Source organism: Paenibacillus sp. S-12 (genome assembly GCF_030363895.1).
GTDB classification, from domain to species: Bacteria; Bacillota; Bacilli; order Paenibacillales; family Paenibacillaceae; genus Paenibacillus_B; species Paenibacillus_B alvei.
In genome coordinates this window covers 66,566-90,863 of the sequence record NZ_JASIUF010000018.1, presented here as the reverse complement: position 1 = coordinate 90,863, position 24,298 = coordinate 66,566, and the positions used below count along the sequence as shown (strand labels likewise).

Here is a 24,298-nt window from a genome sequence, read left to right as displayed (position 1 = left end):
CGCAAGGGTGAAAGGATGCTGCCGAATGATATGGTCGATCGGGCTATGTGGGATATTGCTTGTGGCTGCGTTTACAACCGATTTGCGAACTCGAAAAATACCCAATTATTTAACCGTTTCAATTGTGCTTGTAGGCTTCATTGGACATTGTGCTGCAAATGGATGGGGTGGTCTGTTATTCAGCCTATTGGGGGCTGTCTGTGGCTTCGCTATTACACTAGTACTTTTTATACTTCGCGCCGTTGGTGCAGGAGATGTCAAGCTGTTTGCAGCGATAGGAGCATGTATGGGGGCTGCTTTTGCATGGGACACATTTGTTTACGCCATTATATATGGCGGGATGATTGCGGCAGCAATCATGCTATTCGGGCGTGAAAGAAGATGGAAGCGATTTGGAACGGCTATCATTCAATTTATGTGGCTTCGTTCTGCGGCACCTTTGAAGCATGTGACCTCCAATCAAGCAACCTTTCCCTTTATGTGGGCGGTACTGCCTGCAGCGATAACAGCATATTGGGGTCAATTATGGATCTAGGAGGTGGTCGGTGTCGATGTATGGCTATAAGGCGGATTTTGTCCATGAAGGGAAAATGAGAATGCTGCTCACCAGAGAGCCAACTGTCCATTCCGATGAATTGGATGCCTATCAGATCAATATGCTGCGCTTTAATGAAGTTCCTCATTTGCTGCCCGTGGAAATTCGAGAAGTCGATTTTGAGGCATCATTTTTATACGATATTAGTGGTAAAAAAATGATGGAGCAGGTGCTCCGTTCTTTACAGATTACTGCGATTCAATATTTTGAATGGATGTTTCAACTGGTCAATGTGCTGGAAGGATGCCGAGCATATATGCTGCATCCGAACCAAATTTTATTGCACGAGCGCTTCATTTATGTAGACGGGAGCTCTTGGAACGGAAATCTTTATACTGCGTACATCCCAACAGTGGAGCCGTTACATCCACAAGCTGGTATGGAAGGCTTGAGGAGATTAGGCATTTTGTTGTCCTCTCATGTCAATGCTTGGGATGGAGATGGTTTTCAACGTCTTGTGCAGTTGTTGTCTCAGGAAGGAGCAACTCTTGCAGATGTGCGTGGCTTATTGCAATCCTTAATTGTGGGTTCAGCGTCCGGCAGGTCTGTGAATAATAGGCAGCTCACAGAAGGGCAGCTTAATTCGGGGGACGGCGGGAGAGGTGGGCGGGATAATCAGAACCAGCTACCTAATGAATACACAGGTGCCGGGACAGAACTAGGAAGAGACGAGTGGAATTCCGCGGCATTTCCTTCTTTTGATAGGCAGGATCGAGTGCCCTCGGCATTCGGTCAATCGAAGTCTAATGTAAGTTCAAGTCAGCAAGAGCGAGGTCACTGTACGATCCCGGATGAGGCAGGACAAGAATATGAACAGAGCAATAAGAAGTATACGATCGTTACATCTGGGGTTGTCATTACTGTGGCCGCACTAGGATGGAAGTTTGGTTATATGTCTAACCCCACTCCTGAAGTATTTACGTATACAATAGCTTGGAATATTGCTATCGTTGCTATTGGCGCAATGTATTTAACGGGAATTCCCAGCCGGTGGTGGAAAAAGCTGTACTCTCACAAGGCGGGCTATCAGAAAGCAACAGATGAGCAGAAATTTCAACCGAGAGCAAATCAGGATTGGAATAACCCCAATAGACTTCCTGAGTTCTTATCAATGGAGCTATCCCATATATCCCAGCCTATGGGTGCGATGGATACACACAACAGCAAAGAAAAAGGGAGCTCACAATTGGAACAGAACACAGTGCTATCATCCTCTCCATCGGCTTCGGAACTAGCTGGACATCAGACCAATGAACGATCAACTGCTCATACCGCATCAGCCAGTTCAGAAGTTTTGAGTTTTTTACAGCAACAGAGAGCTGGTGAGATGCCTCAAATGTCTCATGTCGGAGTAAATCACTTCCATAGTGAGCAGCGATCAATAGTCGGTGGTGATCAAGGCTCGCTTGCTGCAGATGGTAATGACTATTATGCTTCATTAACTCATCACACAGCTATTTTAGATGCTTCTGATTCAGATGCTACAGTTATGCTTGGAGAAGGACAAGCCGAAGGCAGCCCGAGGGAACCGTATCTCCAGCAGCTCGATGAAGCGGGAATGGCTATAATTGGCACTTATTCTCTCCATGTGTTTCCGTTCATAATCGGACGTGCTGATCAAGGCGTGCATCACCGAGATGAAAGTATGGGGGTATCCAAGCATCATTGTGAATTCATAAGGACACCGACGGGCTCCTTAGAACTACGAGATTTGGGCTCAAAAAATGGAACGGAACTACAAGGGGAGCTTTTGATTCCCTACAAACTGTATTCATTAAATGATGGCGATAAGCTATCTATCGCCCGTTCGAAGTATATATTTCGGGTGGGATAACAAAGAGGGACAGACGCTGCGTCTGCCCCCCTTTGTTAGGGTCATACTGTCAATAATGGCGATTGAGAATGACTCTGATGCGGAAAGTGAATCGCTAAAATCATATTCGTATGATAAGCAAAGCTTGATAAACGGTTGTACATTTTCGTTCATCTATGAGCTGCTGTTGTTCTTCTTCGAATCGCGAAGCTCGGTCAATGCTTTTTCCAGTGTTCCATATTGGAAGGTGAAGCCATGCTCCAGCACCTTAGCTGGATAAACACGCTGACCTTGGAGCAACAGGGAGGACATTTCGCCAAAGAGAATGTGCAGGGCAGCAGCAGGAACGGGCATCCAGTGCTTTCGTCTATACACTTTAGCAAGGGATCTGCCGAAATCATCGTTGGTTACCGCCTCTGGTGAGGACGCATTTACGACTCCTGCAATTGAATCATACAGCACGAAATCAATGAGTCGAACCATGTCCGTAATATGTATCCAGGATAAAGGTTGTTTTCCCGAACCAATTCGTCCCCCAATGCCTAGCAAATACGGCAGCTTTATCATTGGATACGCTCCGCCTTCATTCGCCAGTACTGGGGCTATCCGCAGCTTAATGGTGCGATCAGCAGGAACGCGATCCGCTGCCTCTTCCCATTGATAGATAACATCTGTTAAAAAGTCATCTCCGCGAGCCATGCTCATCTCATCGAAGGTTCCCGTCTCGGAAGGCCCATAAATGGAAATGCCCGAGGCACTTATGTAGATCGGCAGCTTACGGGACAGCTTGCTCGCCCAATCTGCAATTCTCCGTGTAGGAATGATGCGGGAGGAGAGAATACGATTTCGAGCCATGCTAGTCCAACGTTGATTAATGGATTCTCCAGCTAGGTTCACAACGGCATCTACATCTTGAGAATGCTCGGGGATATGGGTCAGCTCTGACCAACTAATGGCTTGAACTCTTTTCCTCTCACCATAAGCATGCACTTTCGCAGGGGAGCGGGAAACGATGATAAGCTCATGGCCTTCTTGAAGCCAAAAATCGATCAGAGCCCTTCCGATAAGCCCGGTTCCGCCGCAAATCATCACTTTCATGTCATATCCCTCCTAGCACGTTAATGGAATGGATAGAACTAAGATGTGATTTACCCGAATAGATGCTTGTGTATGCGCATCCATCTCTTAATACGGAGAAACGATAGGAATCATTTGTTGAGCAGATGCTTATATGGTGTATAATCGATTCCATTATTGTCCAGAAATTTAACGAGGCTTCTATAATCACGCTTCGGTGTAGCCATGATGTATCCTTGGATGCAATGATCCTGCGTTACTTCTGCCGCGCCGCTCTCACAAGCTACTTGCCCAATTTTGGCTGCGATCGAATGACGAGCAATATCGCGGAAGGGAGTCGGTACGGGCTCAACAAGCTTTTCCAAAAATGCCTTTGATTCGTCCGTCCACAGGCCTCGACTTTGTTCTACCCAGTAATTCTGCCAATCCAGCTTCGACTTGCCATCATTCATTGGAAGCACCTTCATAAATTTGCGGAACATGAAGTAGCCGCCAATCGCCATCAGGCCTAATAAGACGAAGGTCCAAAATGCAATGGAATTCATAAACCAACGGCCTGGGCCATCAATAGCCATTGGGAACAGGGTGAACGAGTTAAGCATAAATTCTCACCTCATGATTGTTGGTACTTTTTACTAAGATGCTTATATCGAATTATACCCCATTCCTAGATATATTTCGAGAGTAAGTGGTGGAGCCAGCAGGTACAAAAAGGGTAACGTTTAATAACGTGGTATCAGGATCTGTTGGATACCTCCAAGTTTTCTACAACACCAATAACATCTGGCGTACCTTCCGTGACTGGAATGAGGAAATCACGGCGCAACTGGATCACTGTTTTCATTCTAGAATAGAAACAATTTTTCTTTTTAGAGCTACAGGTGCGGAAGCATATGGTTCTATGTCGTTTTTGCACGGATTGAAACTTATAATATAGAAAACATAGAGCCGCCAAGGTTTAGCCATGGCGGCTCTAAGGGTTTCTACCATAGTACTCTTTTTAGATCAATATTGATTTGTGCTGTTTCGCCATCTTTATATGTGTACAGCTTATTAACTTTATAAGTGAGATTTCCTCTAGCAATTGGGCGAGGCGGTTTTATGCGATCGTTAAAAGCGCTAATATTAATGCGATAGCTATTTCCCTCGACTAAAAGGGAATTATTGATGTTGAATTTTGTTTGGAAACGGTCTGTGGGATAAACTTTTTGGTGAGCTATTTCTCTGTTCGTTTCGACTTCCCTGATGGATACCTCGAAGTAATTGTACCCGCCTGTACTCCACAACAGAACATGTTCAATATATTTCGCGTCTGGTGGTGGAGACTGTTTCTCTGCTGAATTTGTAGATTCTGCAGAGGCTGGAGCTGCATGTGGAGCTGCATGTACAACTTGTCCTGTTAGTGACAGAGTTGCTGCAATGGTTAATGCAACAAATTTTTTCATTAACAGCAGTATCCTCCTAAAATATGGAATTTGATTACATAACAATCTTAACCAAAGCTTAAAGGGTAGTCAACAGGTAACTCTATTAAAGAGCTAATGAGCCGAGAGGATAGAATTCGACGGCGCTTTAATTTAGGCGCTACCTGAAACTGGATTGTTTTACCATCATTAGAGCTATGGTTTCTTGTTCAGATAGACATGGTGAGATTACGCAGAGGTATATAGTTGTTCGTCACATTCGAGATGGAGTGCTCCATGCTACCTTCCCACAAAAACGATGCTAAACCGTGCTATCCGTTGACTAAACGTGCTTACGCAAAAATCTAAAAAAACGCACCATTACAGCGTTTTTGCAAAGGTTCCCTAACGATAGCAACGTTGCCTAGATTTATTTCGATAATCCTTGTAGAATAAGGGGAAATGATTTTGAAAGGAGCAATTACATGCTGAAAATTGGATCTCATGTTTCGTTTTCCGATAAAGGGCTGTTGACTGCAACGAAGGAAGCAGTATCCTATGGGTCAAGCTCGTTCATGATATATACTGGAGCGCCGCAGAATACGCGCCGCAAGCCAATTGAATCGCTCTATATTGAAGAAGGCAAGGAACTGATGGAGAAGCACGGCATTGGAGAAATTGTAGTGCACGCGCCGTACATTATTAACCTTGGATCGTACAAGCCGGATACGTTTGAGCTGGCCGTTAATTTCCTCCAAGAAGAAATTCGGCGCACAGACTGCATTGGTGTGAAAAATATTGTGCTTCACCCAGGTGCTTATACCGACAAAGATGCTGAGTTCGGCATCAACCGGATCGCAGAGGGCTTGAACGAGGTACTGAGCAATACGAAAGATACAGACGTCAATATTGCTCTGGAAACGATGGCTGGCAAAGGGACAGAGATTGGCCGGAGCTTCGAGGAAATTGCCTCGATTATTGAGAAGGTTGAGGATAATCATCGCCTAACTGTATGTTTTGACACATGCCATACTCATGATGCTGGTTACGATATCGTCAATGATGTTGATGGTGTTTTGGAGCAATTTGACCGCATAGTAGGTCTGGATCGCATTGCGATTGTGCATATCAACGACAGTAAAAATCCACTCGGAGCTGGGAAAGACCGTCACGCCTCGCTAGGATCTGGAATGATTGGCTTTGAGGCGATTCAACGCATCGTGCATCATGAGAAACTTGCAGGCAGACCATTTATTTTGGAGACGCCGTGGATCGGGAAAGACTCGAAGAAGCAGCGTCCGATGTACGAAGCAGAGATCGCTCTTCTTCGCGGCGATGTGGAGCGCCTTGGTTCAGAATTTATCCCGGATGTGGAGCGTCTGGAGCATTTCTTCAAGGGACAGGATATCGCCCCGCGTGAGTTCGTATTGGCGACATGGGATGTGCTTAAAAAAGATGCGAAAGCTCGAAAGGCTGATCCGCGCGAGCCGATGGAGCGGCTGTATGATATGGTTGGCGAGGCAAATCTATTCCCAGACCTGTCTGAGGAAGAGATTAACCAGCGTCTAACGGCTTGCTTAGCTGGACAGGCTGCTTGGAAATAACCATCATAGTTGTATGTAAAGTATTACGAGAACATCAGCTGTTATGATTCGATTGGATAGGCACGAATGAAGCATGAAGACAGAGAGTATGATGCAAATGATATTCATGATGTGAAATCGATGTAAAGACTGCAGGAAGCAACGCTCATTCATGGAGGAGAAACGAAGATGACCCACCAACACACGATGGTTCACGCCCTTCAACAAGCTGGGGAACAATCGCGCAATCGCGCACGAATGCTGATCTCATGTCCAGATCGGGCAGGGATCGTATCTGCTGTATCTAAATTTTTGTATGAGCATGGAGCGAATATTGTCCAATCCGACCAATATACGATGGATCCAGAAGGCGGCATGTTCTTCATGCGCATTGAATTCGATATGGAGCAGCTGGATGGCAAGCTGTCACAAGTGGAGTCGGAATTCGAGTCCATTGCATCAGAGTTCAATATGCAGTGGCGTATTTCTCGTGTGAGCAAGAAGAAGCGTATAGCGATTTTCGTATCGAAAGAGGATCATTGTCTGGTTGAACTGTTGTGGCAGTGGCAGGCTGGTGATCTGGATGCAGAGATCGCGATGGTCGTAAGCAATCATCCTGATATGAAGGAATATGTAGAGTCTTTCGGCATTCCTTATGTTCATATCCCGGTGGACCCGAACAATAAGCCGGAGGCGGAGCGCAAGCAGTTGGATGCTGTAGAGGGTAAGGCTGACCTGATTGTATTAGCTCGTTATATGCAAATCATTTCACCGAAATTCATCGAGAAATACCCGAACCAAATAATAAATATTCATCATTCCTTCCTGCCGGCATTCGTTGGCGGCAAGCCGTATCAACAAGCGTACAACCGCGGTGTGAAGCTGATCGGGGCAACAGGACATTATGTAACAGAAGAGCTCGATGGCGGACCAATCATTGAACAGGACGTACAGCGAGTGACGCATCGTGCGGATGTGAATGAACTGAAGCGAATCGGCAGAACGATTGAACGCGTTGTACTTGCACGCGCCGTGCATTGGCACATTGAGGATCGGATTCTCGTATACCAAAACAAGACGGTCGTGTTTAATTAGATGATGTTGTGCTGGCTGTTGCCGGCTGCAGATGATTCTGCGGCTGGAACAGCTTTCTTTTATTTGGCCAGCGGGCAAGGCCTGATCCAAGACCCGCTGATAAGCTAAGCATGAAGTTCGGATATACTATATCTAAATATCCATAGCTTTTCACACGTTAAAGTAGCATCGAATAGGGTAGTAATGATACAATGAATGCAAAATAGAGCACAGCGTACAAGCTAAGTATTTACGCATTTTCATTTGTTCTGTATAGCTTTCAGCTTGTGATGAGTTGGACAAGGAGGAAATCATCAATGACTGCAAACCAAATGAATATTGACGAGCTATCGGTGGCGGCGATTCGAACACTTGCCATCGATGCCATTGAAAAAGCGAAATCGGGTCACCCGGGCATGCCTATGGGTGCCGCTCCTATGGGGTACCATTTGTTCGCCAAGGCAATGACGCACAATCCTATCAATCCTACATGGATTAACCGTGACCGTTTCGTGCTCTCAGCTGGACATGGTTCCATGCTGCTGTACAGCCTTCTTCACCTTAGCGGATACGACCTTCCTATGGAAGAAATCAAGAATTTCCGTCAATGGGGTAGCAAAACTCCAGGTCACCCGGAGTTTGGACATACAGCTGGTGTAGATGCAACAACTGGTCCACTTGGACAAGGGATTGCAATGGCAGTAGGTATGGCTATGGCAGAAGCACAACTCGGTGCAACATATAACCGTGACGGCTATTCTGTTGTTGATCATCATACGTTTGTAATTTGCGGTGATGGAGATATGATGGAGGGCGTTGCTAGTGAAGCAGCATCGCTTGCAGGTCACTTGAAATTAGGTAAATTAGTTGTACTTTACGACTCGAACGATATTACATTGGATGGCGAATCCGGCCTGTCCTTCAGCGAGAACGTTCGTCAACGCTACGAAGCTTACGGCTGGAACACGTTGCTGGTTAAAGACGGCAACGACCTTGCAGCAATTGCGCAAGCAGTTGAGACGGCAAAACAGGATCCAAGTAAGCCAACATTGATCGAAGTGAAGACAGTTATCGGATACGGAAGCCCGAATAAGCAAGGCAAGGGTGGACATGGCGGTACACACGGATCTCCACTCGGCGCTGAAGAGACGAAGCTGACGAAGGAATTCTATAAGTGGGGACATGAAGACTTCTTCGTGCCTGAAGAGGTTTACAGTCACTTCGATACAAATGTAAAGCAGAAGGGCGTAAAGGCGAACGAAGAGTGGGACAAAATGTTCCAAGCTTATCAAGCTGCTTACCCTGAGCTTGCGAAACAATTCGAAACTGCGATTAGCGGACAGCTTCCTGAGGGCTGGGATAAAGATCTTCCGGCATATGCGGCAGGAGACAAAGCATTGTCCACTCGCGTAGCATCCGGTAATGCCTTGAACGGTCTTGCAAAGAACGTTCCGAACCTGACAGGCGGCTCTGCTGACTTGGAAAGCTCCACAATGACGCACCTGAACGACCTTCCAGCGTTCCGTCCTGGTCAATATGACGGCCGCAATATTTACTTCGGTGTGCGTGAATTCGCAATGGCAGCAGCAATGAACGGTATGGCATTGCACAGCGGTGTAAAGGTATTCGGCGGTACATTCTTCGTATTTACTGACTACTTGCGTCCGGCTGTTCGTTTGTCCGCATTGATGGGATTGCCAGTAACATATGTGTTGACGCATGACAGTATCGCAGTTGGTGAAGATGGCCCTACCCATGAGCCTATCGAACAGCTCGCGTCTGTGCGTATTATCCCAAATGTGACGGTTATCCGTCCTGCTGATGCAAATGAGACTTCTGCAGCATGGGCTTACACGCTGCAGAACCAATCGAACCCAGTCGTGCTTGTTCTGACACGTCAGAACTTGCCTATCTTGGAAGGCGGCGTAACAGCATCTCGCGAAGGCGTTGCTCGCGGCGCTTACGTGGTATCCGATGCGAAGGATGGCAAGCCTCAAGCGCAAATTATTGCGACAGGATCGGAAGTTCAATTGGCTGTGCGCGCTCAACAAGCATTGGCTGAAGAGGGCATCCATGTACGTGTTATCAGCATGCCGAGTTGGGATTTGTTCGAGAAGCAATCGAAGGAATATAAAGATTCCGTATTGCTTCCAGATGTGAAGGCTCGTCTTGCGATTGAAATGGCTTCTCCATTCGGCTGGGAGCGTTATGTAGGAGACCAAGGCGACATCATTGGCATTTCTACATTCGGTGCTTCTGCTCCTGGAGACCGTGTCATCAGCGAGTATGGCTTCACTGTAGAAAACGTGGTAAGCCGTGTTAAGGCATTGCTGTAATACCCGATATCATGGAACCAAAATACTTGACGGTGGGAATTCAGTCCTGTTAAGTACAAATTAGATAGAGAGCAATCGGGTTCCTTCTCTTATTCAGTTGGAGAACTCGGTAATGAACAAGGCCGCCTAACGGGTGCAAGTAATTAGAATTCCCGTTGTTGCGGCCTTGTTCGTAATGTTTTTAATAAGATTTGTTAATATCATCCTATTTTTGTGTCTGAACTGATATAATAAAATTTATATATACAAATTATTATGGTTAGGGCGAGGAGTAGTCGAGTGAAACAGAAGCAAAGTCATTATGCGACCGGTATCGCAGCTGCCGGGCTGTCCTACATTATTTGGGGGTTCCTCCCGATTTATTGGAAGCTGCTTGGTTCTGTGCCGGCAGCAGAGGTATTAGCTCATCGGATTATTTGGTCATTAGTATTCATGATTATCCTGTTGGCGCTATTGGGAAAATGGAGAGCTACTGCGTCAGAAATCAAACAGTTGCTCGCAAATAAGAAGCAGACAATTAGTATTATTGCGGCTTCCATTTTGATAAGCATCAACTGGCTCGTGTATATTTTCGCAGTCGAAAGTGCGCACGTGGTAGAAGCAAGCCTTGGTTATTACATCAACCCATTGCTTAATGTTTTTCTTGCGACATTTTTCCTAAAGGAAAAATTGACGAAAGCAGAATGGTCAGCTGTTGGGATTGCAGCAGCAGGGGTTGTGTGTCTGACGGTATATTACGGCAGCTTTCCTTGGGCGGCGTTGACCTTAGCGACAACGTTCAGCTGTTATGGGCTCATTAAAAAGAAGGTGTCTGTAGGTCCTTGGACTGGATTGACGGTAGAAACCTTAATTATGACGCCTTTTGCGCTCATTTTTCTGTTTTTCTTCAATCCGAGTGGCACACCGTTGTGGGACAAAGACAGTTCGATTATTATGCTGCTCATAGGGGCGGGAGTTGTAACGGCTATTCCGCTGCTATTGTTTGCAACGGGCGCGAAGCGAATATCGTTCACACTTGTGGGTTTTCTGCAATATATTGCACCAACCATTATGCTGCTGCTTGGTTTGTTCGCGTTCGGTGAAGCGTTCACGACTCCTCAATTTCTTGCATTTTCACTCATTTGGGTTGCATTAGTCGTATTTTCGATTTCGAGGATCCGTGCAAATGCTCAAGCTTCTAAGGAAGTCTCACAGGCAGGGAATTCTACGGGGAGCGCATCTACTGCATCGTAAAAATGAGGTGCTTGTAAGCGTTGAAATCAATCAACCGAGTAGAAGGAATGCAGAATGCATGGTGAAAATAGGAAGGGAGCGCCGAAATATACGTGCACTCCCTTTGTCATCGTGTTCCTATAAAGCGCCTTTTAAAGGAGCTAGGTCATTGTTTTTCACGGTTATGCCCAATTGGATGGCCGATCCATTGCTCGTATATTTTCACAAGCGAACATAAATCCTCTTCACCATAGCCCGCTGTTTGTCCCATTTGGAATAGACTCTTTGCAAGCTCCAGCATAGGTGTTGGCGTTTGCATCGTGTCTGTCAGTACGGAGGCAAGCTTCAAATCCTTGAGCATCAATTGCAAAGAGAATTGATTGTCGAAGTTGCCTGCGATAATTTTCTCACCCTTAAGTTCGGCTGCCTTGCTTCCTGCACTGCCATTGCGAACTACCTGAAGGAATGCTTCTGGGTTCACGCCAGCCTTGGATACCATTGCAAAGCCTTCCGCTAGAGCGGCATTATTGATGCCGACAATCGTGTTATGGGCAAGCTTCGTAATGGAACCGCTGCCGTTTGGGCCCATATGGACGATCATCCGTCCCATCGCTTCCAATACAGGCATAGCTCGCTGAAGAGCAGAATCTTCACCGCCCACCATAAAGACGAGTGTTCCCTCGACCGCTGCAGGCTTGCTGCCTGTTACTGGAGCATCTAGGAACTGCGCGCCACGCTCGGCGCATGCTGCTGCAAGACGCTGGACAAGTGAAGGGGATATTGTGCTGCAGTCGACGATGACTTGTCCGCTGCGAACGCCGGCGAGTACGCCATCATCACCGTAGTAGATCGCTTCAATGGAAGAATCGTCACTAACCATTGTGATTATGATATCGGACTGCTCAGCAGCCGCTCGCGGCAGATCCGCTGCATGAGCTCCTTGCTCAACTAACGGAATCGTTTTCTCCTTGGAGCGATTGTACACCGTCACTTCGAATCCTTTACCTAGCAGATTGGCCGCCATCGGCGCACCCATCGTGCCTAATCCAAGTACCGCTGCCTTCATTGCCTCTCATCCTCTCGCACTGTGAATGATTCGAATGATTTCGATGATGTTAGTGTATCATATTTGTCAGTGGCGGGGACAAGAAATCAGGTATGCCATGTTTGAAAGAAGGGGGTGACAGCGTATTCATATGCAAAATTGCGCAATGTTATAAATTTATTTTATCGTGTAATCCATTCCAATGAAACGCGTTCCCTTGTGTTTCCGTCCAAAATCCAGTATCCTATGACTATATTGATTTTCGTGGGGTAAAGTGGCAAAGTCAACCAATACTCGAGGAGGGTGTACGATGGCAAAAAAAGTGCACTTTGATTACAGCAAGGCGTTGACGTTCGTAAGTCAGCATGAAATTGATTATTTTAAAGAGCCCATTCGCTTAGCGCATGAGCAATTACATAATAAGTCAGGAGCCGGTTCTGATTATCTAGGCTGGATTGATCTACCTTCCGCATATGATAAAGAGGAATTCGCGCGCATTCAAGCGGCAGCTAAGCGCATTCAAGCGAATTCTGATGTGCTTATCGTTATCGGAATTGGCGGTTCCTATTTGGGAGCACGCGCAGCGATTGAAATGTTGAGCCATTCCTTCTATAACATGCTTCCGAAGGACAAGCGCAACACGCCTGAAATTTATTTCGCAGGCAATAACATTAGCTCGACTTATATGACTCACTTGATGCAATTGATCGAAGGCAAGGATTTCTCGATCAATGTTATCTCCAAGTCGGGGACAACGACAGAGCCTGCTATTGCATTCCGTATCTTCAAAGAATTGCTGGAGAAGAAGTACGGCAAGGAAGAAGCGAAGAACCGTATTTTTGCTACAACGGATCGCGAGAAGGGCGCACTGAAGACGCTGGCAACGGCGGAAGGCTATGAGACATTCATCATTCCTGATGATGTAGGCGGCCGCTACTCCGTATTGACGCCGGTTGGCCTATTGCCAATCGCAGTCGCTGGCATTGATATCGACGAGATGATGCAAGGTGCTAGAGATGCTTCGGAAGAATTCAGCAATCCGAATGTCGAAGAGAACCTTAGCTACCAATACGCAGCAGCACGCAATGCTCTTTATCGCAAGGGCAAAACAACTGAAATTCTCGTGAACTATGAGCCATCCCTTCACTATGTGTCGGAATGGTGGAAGCAACTGTTCGGCGAGAGCGAAGGGAAAGACAATAAGGGGATCTACCCATCCTCAGTTGACTTCTCGACTGATCTTCACTCGATGGGACAGTTCATTCAAGAAGGGACTCGCAACCTGTTCGAAACGGTTATTCAAGTGGAAGAAGTGAAGCATCACATCACGATTCAAGAGGATGCTGACGATTTGGACGGCTTGAATTTCCTAGCAGGCAAGACAGTCGACTTCGTGAACAAGAAGGCATTCCAAGGCACTTTGCTGGCACATACAGATGGTAACGTACCGAACTTGGTCGTGACGATTCCTGACATGACGCCATATTCGTTCGGATATTTGGTATACTTCTTTGAAAAAGCATGCGGCATCAGCGGCTATCTGCTCGGAGTTAATCCGTTCGATCAGCCAGGGGTGGAAGCATACAAGAAAAATATGTTCGCCTTGCTCGGCAAACCAGGATATGAAGCTCAAAAAGCAGAATTGGAAGCAAGATTGTCCGAATAAGCGGGCGGCATGAGTTATCAGCTTAGATAGGCAACAAGCCGTGAAAGCAGTTCTCCGACATGGGGGGCTGCTTTCTTGGCAATCTTGGAAGGTGAATCTTCATGCTGGAACAATATAAGACGGTGCGCCAATTCGGCAGCAAAGAAATCGTCATCAAGAAGTCGCGCTTTATCGGTTATGGCAAGCCAGTTGCCAACGAGGAAGAGGCGATTGCTTTTATAGAAGAAATGAAGAAGCAGCATTGGAATGCCACGCACAATTGCTCCGCTTACGTCATTGGCGAACGCGATGAAATTCAGAAGGCGTCTGATGACGGGGAACCTAGCGGCACTGCTGGCAAACCCATCTTGGAAGTAATCAAGAATCAAGGTCTGAAGAACACTGCCATCGTTGTAACTCGATATTTCGGGGGAATTCTGCTTGGAGCAGGCGGCTTGATTCGCGCGTATACAGATGGGGCTGTTGCTGCGATTGAAGCAGCGGATGCGATTGTGAAGGTGCTGCATCAAGAAGTGTTTGTTGAAATTGATTATACTTGGCTTGGCAAGCTTGAGAATGAGCTGAGAAATAAAGAGACAAGGATGGGGGAAACGCAATTTACCGACAAAGTGACATTGACGTGTTTGCCCGTCGTGTCGGAAACAGAGCGGTTTATGGCGTGGATTACGGATTTGACGCAAGGTCAGGCCGTCATTCGGAAGGGAGAGCCTATCTACTATATCGAAGGGGAATAAGGAGACAACCTCTATGCCAAGAAAAGCAGTGGATCAAGAGCTATCGCGAGAGCGCATCTTGGAAGTAGCGCGCCACTTGTTTGTCACGAAAGGATACCGCGCGATCTCCATGCGAAGTATCGGCCAACAATTAGGGTATAGCCACGGATCGCTTTATTATCATTTCAAAGACAAGGCAGAACTGTTCTACGCGCTAGTTCAGGAAGATTTCAAGCGCTTGGGACGGTTGTTCGAACGTGTTATGGTTCAGGCTCCTTCGGATGGGCTGTCGAAGATGGAACAGGTGATGCTGGAATTCATCCGCTTTGGTCTTGAACAGCCGCACCATTATGAAATTATGTTCATGACGCGGGATGAAGAATTGCTCGCGTACGCTCGCTCAGAACAAGGTCGCTGCTTAGAAATGTTCTCGACGATCGTTAGACAGACGCTCGCGAGCAGCATTCATACGGAACAGGAACGGCATAATATCCCACGAAGTATTTTTCTTGCCATGCATGGATTCATCTCCTTTTACATTCAAGATCAAGTCACCTATGATGAGGTGAAACCTGCGGCGTTAGCCCATGTTCGTTTCTTATGCCGCAGAACGCTGGATTCGGCACAGACGGCGTAAAGCGTAATCATTCACAACTTGGAATCCTATGTTTTTGAATTAAAAAGAAGCCTTCTCACGTTTCCATTCGGCGCACATCGTGACAGTAGCCCAGCTCAAGGTTACTGGCATGAATGCAAGCAGGTAATCGGACGTAAGGAGGCTTTTCTATAGTAAAGCAAGACAGCGTATATTACTTTTTTGTATGTTGCTGGAATAGTGACAATATTGTAAGAAGAATTGTCATCAGAATCAGATGCTCATTCTGCGAACTTCATGTAAAGTAATAGATGTGGGGGAATAGACATAGAAGGAGTCTAACCATATCGTTGGAATGAAGTGGGGTAGATAGATCATGAAGAAGGCAGCGCTGCTGCTGGCGGTCATGTCGATCAGCTGGCTGTTGGCAGGATGCGGACAGGCCGTTCAGCATACCTACAACAAGGTTAATCAGGTCGTTACCGATTATGGAAAAGAGAAGTCACTCAATAAAGAGAAGGTCTTTCAAGTTGCGAAGGAAGGCCTCCGCAATTTATATGATATTTCCATCAGCGAACAGGATTGGAACCTGATTTGCGGATTCTCGAAATATTACGCTAACCAGGATAATACGAAGCCTGATGAAGGGCATGTGACCTTTATTGCCACACTTCAGGACATTGGGGAGCGGAAGAATGGCATTAGCGGTTTTTATGGTGAGGTAAATCTGAAGACAAGAGAACTATTTAAGCTCGGTTTATTGATGCCTTCAATAGGCTTGGATAGAGAAGAAAATGAGGTGTCAGAGCTTCAGGAGAAGGCGCAATCGTTCATTGTGGAACGGCTGCGAGCAAATGAACGTACTCTCCACGTCTTGAATGAAAAGAACAAGGAAAAAGGGATCTTTCTATTTCAGGATGCAGAGCTGGGAATGCGGTATATCATTCGCATGAATGCGGAGCAGAAGAGGGTCACCTTCTTTAAAAAGTGGATACATTCCTAATGGAAGTCCGTCAGATGCTGGCAATGCCATCGGCGGGCTTTTTATTATGTGTGAACAGTTCTTTAGTATGAGATGGGCCAAGGATCAACGTCTCAATAACGCAAAAATGGGTTATCACCTATCATAAGGGTTTCGAATAAGTTGCATAAGGTTCACTTACAAATTGGATAAGCGAGAGTATGCTTTTCAAATCTTAGGTATTGACGATGTCCGTTATTTTTTGGTAAAGTGATGAAAACAATTACCTAGTAAAGAAGTTGGAATAATAAGCATAAGGCGTGAGATCACGTAAATGGGGGTACGAAGGTGAACGCAGTACTGCGCTATCGCGGAGCGTTGTGGGGGTTTCGAACCACGCTGCTTCTATACGTATTTTTACTGGTTGTAATTCCTCTCGGAGGTATTTACGCCCAATCGTTCTATGGAGGTTGGGGGACATTTGTAGACAGTCTTATCGAGCCGCTTGCGTGGCAGTCAGTCGTATTTACGTTCCGTCTTGCATTCATTGCTACAGCCATCAATGTCGTCATCGGGACGATGTCGGCATGGGTGCTCCACCGGTACCGTTTTGTCGGGCGAGCGTGGTTGAACAGCTTGGTTGATCTTCCATTTGCACTTCCGACTGCTGTCGGGGGGCTCATGATTCTGCTGCTGCTCGGACCAGGAAGCTTCATTGGCCGTCTGGCGGAGTCAATGGGATGGAGAATCGTATTTGCAGAGCCCGCAATTGTCGTGGCCATGGTATTCGTCACCTTCCCTTTTGTCATTCGAGCGGTTCAGCCGCTATTGGAGGAAGCAGATCGGTCTGAAGAAGAGGCTTCTTATACGCTGGGAGCTTCTCGTATGCACACGTTCCTTCACGTCACACTGCCGCGCATGCGTCCAGGTATCGTAAGCGGGGCTATGCTGGCTTTCTCCCGAGCGATGGCAGAGTTCGGAGCAGTCGTGCTTGTAGCTGGGAATATTCCAGGAAAAACACTTGTTGCATCGGTGTACATTTTCGGCGAAATAGAAAGTGATCATCCCCAAGCAGCAGCTGTCGTGTCTATCTTATTGCTGACGTTATCTTTTCTATTCCTGTGGGCGATTCATTGGATACAGAACCGGAGGAACCCATCATGAAACAGCGTACTTCTAATCACCAGTCCAAATCATATACAGAACAGCAACTCTTCTTGACCGCCTCGTCATTAACTGCAGCTTCACATTCATCTCATTCACGCTCCAAGATGCAGCTGCTTCTCATTTTATTAACGTACGCTGTATTTTTCACCCTGCTTATCTCTCCCTTACTGCAAATGTGTCTGGGTGCCTTCCAAGGCGGCTGGAGCTCGGCTCTCGCTTCGCTTAGCAGACCAGAGGCTCTTCATGCACTTGGCGTTACAGCCGCTGTTGTAGCGGTTGTGACTGTGCTAAATGCCATCTTTGGAGTATGGCTGTCCATTGTACTGGTAAGAGGGAACTGGATGAGCGGGCTCGCTCGTCGTTTGCTTAATGCCATCATTGATCTTCCTTTTGCGGTGTCTCCGATCATTGGCGGATTTATGATTGTGCTTTTGTTAGGGCCCCAGACAGTGATTGGCACACTATTCGCAGACATGGGATTTCAGATCGTATACGCGTTTCCGGGTATGGTGCTTGCCACTTTGTTTGTGACGTTCCCGCTGCTAATCCGTGAAGTTATTCCTGTTCTTCAAGAAATAGGGACGCAGCAGGAGGAGGCGGCATCTACACTCGGCGCGTATGATTGGACTACCTTCTGGAAGGTTACATGGCCTTCGATTCGTTGGGGAGTCATCTATGGAATCGTGCTGACCGTTGCCCGTTCCCTCGGGGAATTCGGCGCCATTCTTGTCGTGTCCGGCAATATCATGAACAAAACACAGACAGCAACTACATTAGTGTATCAAGACGTGGAGAACTTCAACATTGCGGCTGCCAGCAGCTTGGCACTTGTGCTTGTATGTAGTTCCATCATCCTGCTGCTCGTCATGGAATGGGCGAAGCGTCATGCAGGTCGCAAAGGAGTGCATTGACGATGCATATTGAGGTAAATCAGCTCAACAAATGGTTCGGAGCGTATCATGCGGTGCGCGATGTTAACTTCTCCATTGAAGCAGGACAGCTTATAGGCTTGCTTGGACCTAGCGGCGGCGGGAAAACTTCCGTATTGCGCATGCTTGCTGGCTTGGAGCAACCAGACAGCGGTGAGATTAGATTTCAAGGGAAGCGGATGAATGAGATTCCGCCCCAGCAGCGCGGTATCGGTTTCGTATTTCAACAGTATGCATTGTTCAAGCATATGACGGTTTATGACAATATTGCCTTCGGGCTGAACATTCAAAAATGGCCTAAGGCGCGCATTCGCGAGCGGGTCACGGAGCTGCTGGAGCTTATCGAACTGACTGGTGTGGAGCGCAGGTATCCGCATCAATTGTCCGGGGGCCAGCGGCAGCGAGTCGCCTTTGCACGCGCCTTGGCGCCAGAGCCTCAGCTGCTGCTGTTGGATGAGCCGTTCGCTGCGATTGATGCTAAGATCCGCAAGGAACTGCGCAGCTGGCTACGGGAGTTAATTGAACGGGTTGGGATTACGTCCATCTTCGTAACCCATGATCAGGATGAGGCCATTGAGGTTGCTGATGAAATTATGATCATCAATCAAGGGAGAGTCGAACAGAAAGGAACACCTTGGGATATTTATCAATCTCCAAACACACCTTTCGTGGCCGAATTTATTGGAGAATCAACGATTATTTCAGATTTTGACTCTTTGCGAGGCTTCGAGACCTTATCGCTGCATCAGTCAGGCAGCCCTTCTTCAAATATTTCTGCTTCTGCACACATCAGCTTAGAACCTCAATACGATCGGGATACATCCCTTCAAGATGCAGCATTCAAGGCGCTTATTCGCCCCGAATATATTGAGGTTGGATTGCCTGGCGAATTGATGATGGCATCCGCATGTGTGCATGGTACGGTAAAGTCGCTACAATTTCGTGGCAGTGAATGGATGGTGGCCATTGAAGTGGGCGATATGATACTGAAGACGTATCGCTCATTAGAAAAACCAATGCTGCAGACAGGAGATTGGGTACATGTGCTCGTCCATCGTGTCTATCTGTTCGAGGAGGGGCGCAGTTGGGTAGTGGAAAATGCGTTAAAAGAAGACCCGATGCCGGTTCACATTTAAACACAAATGGAGGCACGGGAATGAGAGTACGCCTGATTCGATTCAGAGCGATAGCGTGGACAGCTCGATTGACGGCTGTATGGATGCTCTCTTTTTTGGTGATGTTGACGGGGTGCAGCAATGGGGCGGATGCTCCAAACGTGAATGGGGCGGATAGTGGCTTGCCTGTTCAGCAAATATCTACTGCTGATAAGGATACAGTTACACTTGTGATTGGTGCATATTCGGTCGTGAAGGATGCGCTTGGCCGTATATTGCCGGAATTTGCTGCGGATTGGGAAGCAAGGACGGGGAAGAAGATTGTATTTCAAGAGTCCTACGAAGCTTCGGGCACACAGGCAAGAGCGATAGCCGGAGGCATGGAAGCGGATGTGGCGCTTCTTGCAATGGAAGGTGACATTGATAAGCTTGTAGGAGCAAAGCTGATTAAGCCGGAATGGAAGGGTCAGGACACTTATCACGGCATGGTCACTCGATCTGTTGTGGTCATTGGCACGCGCAAGGGCAATCCGCTCGGGATACAGGAGTGGTTGGATTTGACTCTTGAGGGGGTCAATGTTCTGTATCCGAATCCCAAAACGTCTGGTGGAGCCCAATGGGATATTAATGCGATATATGGGGCAGGTCTGAAGATGGCCGCTGAACAAGGCGAGAATGGGCCAAAGTTCGCCAAACAACTGCTGATGCGTATCCATCAAAATGTGCTGTCATTAGATAAGAGCGGCCGTGCTTCAATGGCGGCATTCGAATATGGTGTCGGAGATGCAATCGTCACTTATGAAAATGAGATACTATCCCGCAAGCGCGAGGGGGTTCCCTATGAAATGATCCTGCCGAAGCACACCATCCTGGTTGAGAATCCAGCGGTTGTGGTTGAGCACTATGCGAAGAAGCACCAAGTAGAGGAGGCTGCTCAAGCGCTTGTAGCTTATTTGCGTGAGCCTAAGGCACAGCGCATATTCGCAGAAGCGGGATTCCGACCGGTGAATGAGCAAGTTGCACAGGAGACTGCCGAGGTCTATCCCATTCCTGAGGGCTTGTTCCATATCGAAGATATGGGGGGATGGAAGGATGTACGGGAGACATTGTACAGCAGCAGGGGGATTTGGTATCAGGTGTTAGCAGGAATTGAATAAAACATGATGAAAAAGCGCAGGCTGCCCGATACGTTCGAGCGGTCTGCGCTTACATGCTGTCTTAATAAAAACTCATCGTATTCGCGTCGCGACAATGGAAGAGAAGCTTAGCCTTCCCGGTACAAAGGAATGTCGGTCGTCAATCTGCGTACTCCAAGCTCAACAAGCTTATATGCTTCCTCCATGCTGCGCACGGTCCAAACTCCTAGCCCAACGCCGGCTGTTTTCGTATCGGCGACGAGCTGCGGATGGTTGAACACAGCTGACAGCTGTATGAGCAGGGTTGCATTGCCCAGTTCGGCCAGAGCTTTTAGGTCAACGGGCTCATTCGACAGGAGTGCAAGCTCAATGTCTTCGTTCAGTGAACGCAAAATGCGCAAATTGTCTGGATAGAAAGAAATGAATGTAGTGCGTTCCATCATTTCATATTGGTTCACCAAATGAAGGATAGCTTGCAGCTCTTCTTCTGTGTTGTGCTCTTTCAGTTCAAGTTGAAGTCCAACTTTTCCCCCGCATAAGTCGAGCACTTCTTCCAGCAAGGGAACTCTGCAGCCAGCGAACTCAGGGCTGAACTTCTTGCCAGCGTCCACTTGTTGAATTTCGGCAACCGTCTTCTCGCGAATACGCCCAGTGCCGGTCGTCGTCCGATCCAGCGAATCGTCGTGGATGACGACAGGGATACCGTCTTTCGAATGATGTACGTCGATTTCTAACGTATCGGCGCCCATTTGGATGGAACGGCGGAATGCTTCCATTGTATTCTCGGGATGCACCGCTGCATATCCGCGGTGAGCAACAATTTCAACATCATTGAATCGTGCATTGGAACTCATGATAATCCTCCTTATTACATGATAGCGAATGTATTGGCCAGTGTGACCTTAGCTGCGTTATCATGTATCATAGATCTGTATGTAAGAAAGAGTGCATCGGAATTGACTCCGATTATACTTGATACATGATGGAAGAACAATGGAGATTTTATAACGGTTACGTAATGTTCTTGTAAATATATACGCACTTGAAGGAGAAAGATAGCCATGAATCGTACGACAAACAATTGGTCAATATCATTTTGGGGAACAGGGGATTCCATGGGCGTTCCGCGAGTGTATTGCGATTGCAGCGTGTGTATGGAGGCAAGGGAAGAGGGGGAAAATCGCCGATACCGTTCCTCCATTCTTATAGAACGAGAAGAGGAGCGGCTACTCATCGACTGCGGGCCGGACTGGACAGGCCAGATGGAGCGCGCAGGCTTATATTGGCTGGATGATATTCTCATTACTCACGCGCATCAGGATCATATTGCCGGACTCCCTGCATATGCGGATGCATGCCGCTGGCTGGAACGACAAGGGCATGTCATTGCGCCTGCCGAGGTGAATCAGATGATTCGAACGATGTATCCGTGGCTTGAACGGTTCATTCAATTCGAAAATATCGAAGAAACATGGGAATGGCGAGAATGGTCGGTGCAGCCGATTCGTGTGAATCATGGAAAAAACGGTTATTCCTATGCCTACCGCTTCGACCGTCTCGCTGCCGCAAATCAGGAGCAGGATCAGAGTATGGAAACAGAAGGAGACAAGGGCGGCATATATGCAGATGCAGGCTCAAATCATGATGATAGGGGCTCATTGAATAGCTGGCTATATGCTTCTGATGCAATTGGTCTTGGCGACGAGGAGCGGCGGCATTTCCATGATCTTGATCTGCTTATATTGGGTACGAACTTTTATCACGAACAGGCAGCCTACGAAACTCGTTCCGTATATGACATGGTCGAGGCTATGGAACTGCTCCAGGATGTGTGCCCGAAGCGGGCCATATTTACGCATATGTCGCATGACATCGATCTACATACGCGCTACCCGCTTCCATCTAACGTGACACTTGCAAGGACTGGCATGAAGGTGGAGGGATAGCGAATATAGGTAAAGCGCCGCTTCCTGCAGACAAGCTTGTCTGCTAGGAAGCGGCGCTTATTTATGAATGATTAGTTTGAGCTGTCACGATTCAAAATGAACTTCTCGATAACGTGGCGTACGCCTTCGTCGTTATTGCTGTCTGTAACATAATCGGCAATTGCTTTGAGCGAGTCCACCGCGTTGCCCATTGCAACGCCAAGTCCAGCCGTCTCAATAAGATCATGGTCATTCCATGAGTCCCCGATGCCGATTGTCTCCTCCAGGCTACAGCCGAAGTGCTCGGCCAGGTGGCGCAATGCGCTGCCTTTCGTTCCCTCGTGATGGGTGACCTCCAGGAAGTGCGGCTTCGATTTCGTAATATGAACCTCTGATCCAAGCAGTTCCTTCAGCTCTTCTGCAACACGATCCAGACGCTCGGGCTCGTCGATCATGAGCATTTTCGTGGAAGGCGAAGCGAGCAGGCGATCGAAGTCCGGCTCAATGAAATAAGGAATGCTGCTCAAATTCGCATAGTCAATCAGCTTTTGATTTTCCTCGCGAGCATACAGCTTGTCATCAATGTACAATTGCAGATGAAGATCGTGCTCGTCACAGTAACGAAGCAGCTTACGTGCAGCATCGCGCGGTACAGCGCGCTCGTACAGCACTTTGCCGTCAATTACATTCTTTACAAGAGATCCTTGATACGTAATAAGAGGTACATTCAGTCCTGTCTGTAAAGCAATGTTATGGGCAGAAGCATACATGCGCCCAGTTGCGAGTGTAACCGTAACACCTTGCTGAACGGCCAGCTCCAAGGCACGCTTCGTACCTGGCGTTACTTGCTTGTCATCATTAATCAACGTGTCATCTACATCAATTGCGATAAGTTTATACATGGGTTATGAGTTTCTCTCCTATCTATGTATGCCAGCACACATGCAAGCACGGTATATTTGGGGGTTCGACACTCACTTCTATGTGAACACCCATTGTTCTCTAATACTCCTATTGTACAGCATGTTCGCCCCATTTCAATTCGGCAACAATCATTCCTGCAAAAATGAGCCCGCATCCGGCAATGGCCCACCCTCCAAGCACTTCTCCCGCAAAGGTTACACCTGTTATAGCTGCGAAAACGGGCTCCATGGCGAACAGGATGGCGACGCGTGTCGCTGACGTATAACGCTGGCACCACGTTTGTGCCCAGAAGGCGAAGGCGGTGGACAGCCCGATGGACACTGCCAAAGCGAACAGCACCTTGGGTTCTGAAAGTGCTTGTCCAAGCATGCCCGTTGACAGCTGCGGCTCAAAAATCAGTGAGCTTCCCCCAGATAAAATCCCTACAATCGTGAGCTGTACGGTAACCAGCGGCAGCGTATCGTGATGCGGTGCGAACCGACCCGTCAAGGCGATATGCATGGCGAAGCCAACCGCACAGAGCAATACGAGCACATCCCCTTGATTCCATACAGCAGCCCCGCCGTTAAAAGCAAGCAAATACAGCCCGCACAGTGCAAGCAGGGCGGAGATCCATGTAGGCAGGGTCAAGCGCTGCTTCGCCAGCCAAAGGGTGATGAACGGAACGAGCACTACCGACAGTCCGGTGAGAAATCCCGTATTGGTCGTCGTCGTATACAGCAGTCCAATGGTCTGGAAGGCATAAGCGGAAAATAGCCATAAGCCAAGAATGCTTCCATGGATCAGTAAGCGCTTGTCCAGAAATACAGACAAGCTTCGTCTGGCAAGCAGTACGACAGCAAATAGCAGCCCTGCGCCTATAAAGCGGATTGCATTAAAGGCAAGTGGCGGCAAGGTGTGGACAGCGTGCTGTACAACTAGAAAGGTGCTGCCCCAAATAAGTGCGACGAGTAAAAGACATACATCAGCCAACCATGTGCGTTTCATGATGAATGAGACAGGACTCCTTCCGGCATGCGAATGTTTTAC

Annotated in this window: 22 protein-coding genes; 15 read left to right on the top strand and 7 right to left on the bottom strand. The window is 47.6% G+C overall.

All coding sequences use genetic code 11. The annotated features are described in order from the left end of the window. Positions 1-25: 25 nt before the first annotated feature. Both NO352_RS17810 and NO352_RS17805 read left to right on the top strand, forming a co-directional pair. A complete protein-coding gene (locus NO352_RS17810) occupies positions 26-535 on the top strand; it encodes an A24 family peptidase (protein WP_005549051.1) in 510 nt (169 codons plus the stop codon). A 16-nt stretch (positions 536-551) separates the two neighbouring features. After that, complete coding sequence (locus NO352_RS17805; RefSeq protein WP_289356464.1) at positions 552-2,429, top strand: DUF6382 and FHA domain-containing protein; 1,878 nt, start codon at positions 552-554, stop codon at positions 2,427-2,429. 153 nt (positions 2,430-2,582) lie between these two features. Here NO352_RS17805 and NO352_RS17800 read toward each other — a convergent pair whose 3' ends face one another. The 3 genes from NO352_RS17800 to NO352_RS17790 all read right to left on the bottom strand — a co-directional run bounded on the left by NO352_RS17800 (position 2,583) and on the right by NO352_RS17790 (position 4,930). Further along, positions 2,583-3,506: a TIGR01777 family oxidoreductase gene (locus NO352_RS17800; RefSeq protein WP_268621514.1), complete on the bottom strand. Its 924-nt coding sequence runs from the start codon at positions 3,504-3,506 to the stop codon at positions 2,583-2,585. Between the two features lie 110 nt (positions 3,507-3,616). After that, positions 3,617-4,087, bottom strand: coding sequence for a DUF2621 domain-containing protein (locus NO352_RS17795; protein ID WP_005549048.1), 471 nt, complete (start codon positions 4,085-4,087; stop codon positions 3,617-3,619). Between the two features lie 381 nt (positions 4,088-4,468). Further along, positions 4,469-4,930: a hypothetical protein gene (locus NO352_RS17790; RefSeq protein WP_289356323.1), complete on the bottom strand. Its 462-nt coding sequence runs from the start codon at positions 4,928-4,930 to the stop codon at positions 4,469-4,471. Between the two features lie 443 nt (positions 4,931-5,373). Between NO352_RS17790 and NO352_RS17785 the strand changes: the two genes are divergently transcribed. The 4 genes from NO352_RS17785 (at position 5,374) to rarD (ending at position 11,114) form a co-directional block, all read left to right on the top strand. Further along, positions 5,374-6,492: a deoxyribonuclease IV gene (locus NO352_RS17785; protein WP_268621519.1), complete on the top strand. Its 1,119-nt coding sequence runs from the start codon at positions 5,374-5,376 to the stop codon at positions 6,490-6,492. Positions 6,493-6,660: 168 nt separating this feature from the next. After that, positions 6,661-7,566, top strand: coding sequence for a formyltetrahydrofolate deformylase (gene purU / locus NO352_RS17780; RefSeq protein WP_289356322.1), 906 nt, complete (start codon positions 6,661-6,663; stop codon positions 7,564-7,566). A 296-nt stretch (positions 7,567-7,862) separates the two neighbouring features. Continuing rightward, positions 7,863-9,881, top strand: a complete 2,019-nt coding sequence (tkt, locus tag NO352_RS17775) for a transketolase (RefSeq protein ID WP_268599800.1) — start codon at positions 7,863-7,865, stop codon at positions 9,879-9,881. 279 nt (positions 9,882-10,160) lie between these two features. Continuing rightward, positions 10,161-11,114 (top strand): EamA family transporter RarD, encoded by a 954-nt coding sequence (gene rarD, locus NO352_RS17770; protein WP_005549042.1) that lies wholly within the window; start codon positions 10,161-10,163, stop codon positions 11,112-11,114. A gap of 145 nt (positions 11,115-11,259) precedes the next feature. On the opposite strand, the gene NO352_RS17765 is transcribed toward rarD, so the two are convergent. Continuing rightward, positions 11,260-12,159, bottom strand: a complete 900-nt coding sequence (locus tag NO352_RS17765; protein WP_289356321.1) for an NAD(P)-dependent oxidoreductase — start codon at positions 12,157-12,159, stop codon at positions 11,260-11,262. Between the two features lie 289 nt (positions 12,160-12,448). Between NO352_RS17765 and NO352_RS17760 the strand changes: the two genes are divergently transcribed. From NO352_RS17760 to NO352_RS17725, 8 genes are all read left to right on the top strand, one after another. Then, complete coding sequence (locus NO352_RS17760) at positions 12,449-13,804, top strand: glucose-6-phosphate isomerase (protein WP_005549040.1); 1,356 nt, start codon at positions 12,449-12,451, stop codon at positions 13,802-13,804. Positions 13,805-13,905: 101 nt separating this feature from the next. Further along, a complete protein-coding gene (locus NO352_RS17755) occupies positions 13,906-14,538 on the top strand; it encodes a YigZ family protein (protein WP_005549039.1) in 633 nt (210 codons plus the stop codon). A 13-nt stretch (positions 14,539-14,551) separates the two neighbouring features. Further along, complete coding sequence (locus NO352_RS17750) at positions 14,552-15,154, top strand: TetR/AcrR family transcriptional regulator (RefSeq protein WP_289356320.1); 603 nt, start codon at positions 14,552-14,554, stop codon at positions 15,152-15,154. Between the two features lie 334 nt (positions 15,155-15,488). Further along, entirely contained in the window at positions 15,489-16,115 is a 627-nt protein-coding gene (locus NO352_RS17745; protein ID WP_289356319.1) for a hypothetical protein, read from the top strand. A gap of 306 nt (positions 16,116-16,421) precedes the next feature. Then, positions 16,422-17,237 carry a sulfate ABC transporter permease subunit CysT gene (gene cysT / locus NO352_RS17740; RefSeq protein WP_005549034.1) on the top strand — a complete coding sequence of 272 codons (816 nt, stop codon included), beginning with the start codon at positions 16,422-16,424 and terminating at the stop codon, positions 17,235-17,237. Between the two features lie 107 nt (positions 17,238-17,344). Continuing rightward, positions 17,345-18,151: a sulfate ABC transporter permease subunit gene (locus tag NO352_RS17735; protein ID WP_163978249.1), complete on the top strand. Its 807-nt coding sequence runs from the start codon at positions 17,345-17,347 to the stop codon at positions 18,149-18,151. A 2-nt stretch (positions 18,152-18,153) separates the two neighbouring features. Beyond that, on the top strand, positions 18,154-19,305 hold the full coding sequence (locus NO352_RS17730) for a sulfate/molybdate ABC transporter ATP-binding protein (RefSeq protein ID WP_289356317.1): 1,152 nt from the start codon (positions 18,154-18,156) through the stop codon (positions 19,303-19,305). Between the two features lie 20 nt (positions 19,306-19,325). Further along, on the top strand, positions 19,326-20,441 hold the full coding sequence (locus NO352_RS17725) for a sulfate ABC transporter substrate-binding protein (RefSeq protein ID WP_289356316.1): 1,116 nt from the start codon (positions 19,326-19,328) through the stop codon (positions 20,439-20,441). A 107-nt stretch (positions 20,442-20,548) separates the two neighbouring features. Here NO352_RS17725 and NO352_RS17720 read toward each other — a convergent pair whose 3' ends face one another. Beyond that, entirely contained in the window at positions 20,549-21,274 is a 726-nt protein-coding gene (locus NO352_RS17720; protein ID WP_005549027.1) for a glycerophosphodiester phosphodiesterase, read from the bottom strand. A gap of 207 nt (positions 21,275-21,481) precedes the next feature. On the opposite strand from NO352_RS17720, the gene NO352_RS17715 reads away from it, so the two are divergent. Next, positions 21,482-22,366 carry an MBL fold metallo-hydrolase gene (locus NO352_RS17715; protein ID WP_005549025.1) on the top strand — a complete coding sequence of 295 codons (885 nt, stop codon included), beginning with the start codon at positions 21,482-21,484 and terminating at the stop codon, positions 22,364-22,366. A gap of 71 nt (positions 22,367-22,437) precedes the next feature. On the opposite strand, the gene NO352_RS17710 is transcribed toward NO352_RS17715, so the two are convergent. Both NO352_RS17710 and NO352_RS17705 read right to left on the bottom strand, forming a co-directional pair. Next, positions 22,438-23,247, bottom strand: coding sequence for a Cof-type HAD-IIB family hydrolase (locus tag NO352_RS17710; RefSeq protein WP_005549023.1), 810 nt, complete (start codon positions 23,245-23,247; stop codon positions 22,438-22,440). 109 nt (positions 23,248-23,356) lie between these two features. Next, positions 23,357-24,256 (bottom strand): DMT family transporter, encoded by a 900-nt coding sequence (locus NO352_RS17705; RefSeq protein ID WP_289356307.1) that lies wholly within the window; start codon positions 24,254-24,256, stop codon positions 23,357-23,359. Positions 24,257-24,298 lie beyond the last annotated feature (42 nt).

Coding starts and splice junctions, on each gene's coding strand:
- NO352_RS17810 (WP_005549051.1), top strand. CDS start 26: ATGATATGGTCGATCGGGCTATGTGGGATATTGCTTGTGGCTGCGTTT.
- NO352_RS17805 (WP_289356464.1), top strand. CDS start 552: ATGTATGGCTATAAGGCGGATTTTGTCCATGAAGGGAAAATGAGAATG.
- NO352_RS17800 (WP_268621514.1), bottom strand. CDS start 3,506: ATGAAAGTGATGATTTGCGGCGGAACCGGGCTTATCGGAAGGGCTCTG.
- NO352_RS17795 (WP_005549048.1), bottom strand. CDS start 4,087: ATGCTTAACTCGTTCACCCTGTTCCCAATGGCTATTGATGGCCCAGGC.
- NO352_RS17790 (WP_289356323.1), bottom strand. CDS start 4,930: ATGAAAAAATTTGTTGCATTAACCATTGCAGCAACTCTGTCACTAACA.
- NO352_RS17785 (WP_268621519.1), top strand. CDS start 5,374: ATGCTGAAAATTGGATCTCATGTTTCGTTTTCCGATAAAGGGCTGTTG.
- purU (WP_289356322.1), top strand. CDS start 6,661: ATGACCCACCAACACACGATGGTTCACGCCCTTCAACAAGCTGGGGAA.
- tkt (WP_268599800.1), top strand. CDS start 7,863: ATGACTGCAAACCAAATGAATATTGACGAGCTATCGGTGGCGGCGATT.
- NO352_RS17765 (WP_289356321.1), bottom strand. CDS start 12,159: ATGAAGGCAGCGGTACTTGGATTAGGCACGATGGGTGCGCCGATGGCG.
- NO352_RS17760 (WP_005549040.1), top strand. CDS start 12,449: ATGGCAAAAAAAGTGCACTTTGATTACAGCAAGGCGTTGACGTTCGTA.
- NO352_RS17755 (WP_005549039.1), top strand. CDS start 13,906: ATGCTGGAACAATATAAGACGGTGCGCCAATTCGGCAGCAAAGAAATC.
- NO352_RS17750 (WP_289356320.1), top strand. CDS start 14,552: ATGCCAAGAAAAGCAGTGGATCAAGAGCTATCGCGAGAGCGCATCTTG.
- NO352_RS17745 (WP_289356319.1), top strand. CDS start 15,489: ATGAAGAAGGCAGCGCTGCTGCTGGCGGTCATGTCGATCAGCTGGCTG.
- NO352_RS17735 (WP_163978249.1), top strand. CDS start 17,345: ATGCAGCTGCTTCTCATTTTATTAACGTACGCTGTATTTTTCACCCTG.
- NO352_RS17730 (WP_289356317.1), top strand. CDS start 18,154: ATGCATATTGAGGTAAATCAGCTCAACAAATGGTTCGGAGCGTATCAT.
- NO352_RS17725 (WP_289356316.1), top strand. CDS start 19,326: ATGAGAGTACGCCTGATTCGATTCAGAGCGATAGCGTGGACAGCTCGA.
- NO352_RS17720 (WP_005549027.1), bottom strand. CDS start 21,274: ATGAGTTCCAATGCACGATTCAATGATGTTGAAATTGTTGCTCACCGC.
- NO352_RS17715 (WP_005549025.1), top strand. CDS start 21,482: ATGAATCGTACGACAAACAATTGGTCAATATCATTTTGGGGAACAGGG.
- NO352_RS17710 (WP_005549023.1), bottom strand. CDS start 23,247: ATGTATAAACTTATCGCAATTGATGTAGATGACACGTTGATTAATGAT.
- NO352_RS17705 (WP_289356307.1), bottom strand. CDS start 24,256: ATGAAACGCACATGGTTGGCTGATGTATGTCTTTTACTCGTCGCACTT.